Origin of the sequence: thiotrophic endosymbiont of Bathymodiolus puteoserpentis (Logatchev), assembly GCF_900127505.1 — a bacterium.
In the GTDB taxonomy this organism is placed as follows: domain Bacteria; phylum Pseudomonadota; class Gammaproteobacteria; order PS1; family Pseudothioglobaceae; genus Thiodubiliella.
In genome coordinates this window covers 1-1,273 of record NZ_UEXF01000076.1, presented here as the reverse complement: position 1 = coordinate 1,273, position 1,273 = coordinate 1, and the positions used below count along the sequence as shown (strand labels likewise).

The 1,273-nt window shown below is 36.4% G+C and carries 1 protein-coding gene; it reads left to right on the top strand.

Translation table 11 applies throughout. From position 1 onward, the window contains the following. Positions 1 to 835: cell envelope integrity TolA family protein (locus tag BHECKSOX2_RS09920; RefSeq protein ID WP_483444641.1), on the top strand; the 835-nt coding region annotated here is incomplete at its 5' end. Between the last annotated feature and the right edge of the window lie 438 nt (positions 836 to 1,273).

The window sequence follows — 1,273 nt, the reverse complement described above, 5'->3', positions numbered from 1 at the left end:
TTGTGATTATTATGCCGAAATCGCTGAAACCGCTATTGAAAATGCCGATAAAGACGCTCGAGCTGCCGAAGTCGCTGTTGCAAATGCCAATGAAACTGCTCAAGTTGCTAAACGCGACGGAGATGCTGACGCTATTGCAAAGGCTGATTATTATGCCAAAATTGCCAAAGACGCTATTGTAAAAGCTGATGCTTCTGCTGAAATTGCCGAAAGTGCTATTGAAAATGCCAATGAAACTGCTCAAGTTGCTAAAAGTGCTATTGTAAAAGCTGATGCTTCTGCTGAAATTGCCGAAAGTGCTATTGAAGATGCTAATGAAGCTGCTCAAATTGCTAAAAGTATCATTGAAAATGCCAATAAAACTGCTCAAATCGCTGACGATGCTGATGCTACTGACACTGCTCAAATCACTGACGATATTGTTGATGTTGTCGATGCTATTGACGATGCTATTGACACTCAAGAAGATTCAGGTACTATACATAAACTAGATGAAGTTACCGGCACAAGTGATAAAGGCAATGGTAGTAATTACTTTTACTTTGGCAAAGACACTGGAAAAGGAATCAACTTTACTGATGTTTTTATCAGCAATGATATTGATGATATCTTGATTGTTCAATATACAGAAGGAACTCAGTATATTGACGAACCACATGCTAATGGATTTTTAGGGAATGCTACTTTGGAAAAAGTCCCAACAACTTTAACAACTGATCTCGAGCTAGCACCTGTTGAATTTTTCGAGCCAGCACCTGTTAAATTTTGTGGAAATTCTTATGTACATATGGATGTTTATGTGGATATGGATGTGCAAGACTTAACTATTCTATAGTAATTGACTAGCTTTAGAGCTCCTAAAAACCCCGGTACAATTTATGAAGCGCATAAATTGTACCGGGGTTTTTTGGTATCTGTAGATGTCATATTTCACCATGCAAAACTACCCACTAAAAATTAAAACGAGACCCCTGCATTAGCCCCAGTATGATTTAGGAAATACAATTAAGCAAATTTTCATCAATGCCGTCAATGATAAGTTTTTGTTTTTTTTCAACCAGTGTCATGCGATTTTTTTGTCTCAAATCACAAGCATTTAAAGTGAGCTGTGAATTATGATCTAACGCTTGATTTAAAATGTTTTTCACTTTTTGATCTACTTCTAATGCCTCGTAAAGACAATTTTTTTTTATTAGTAATATGTATTAAGTGCTGTGCAACAATACCTTGTAGTGATTGAACTAACAACTCATCACCTTGGTCGTTTAAAAAA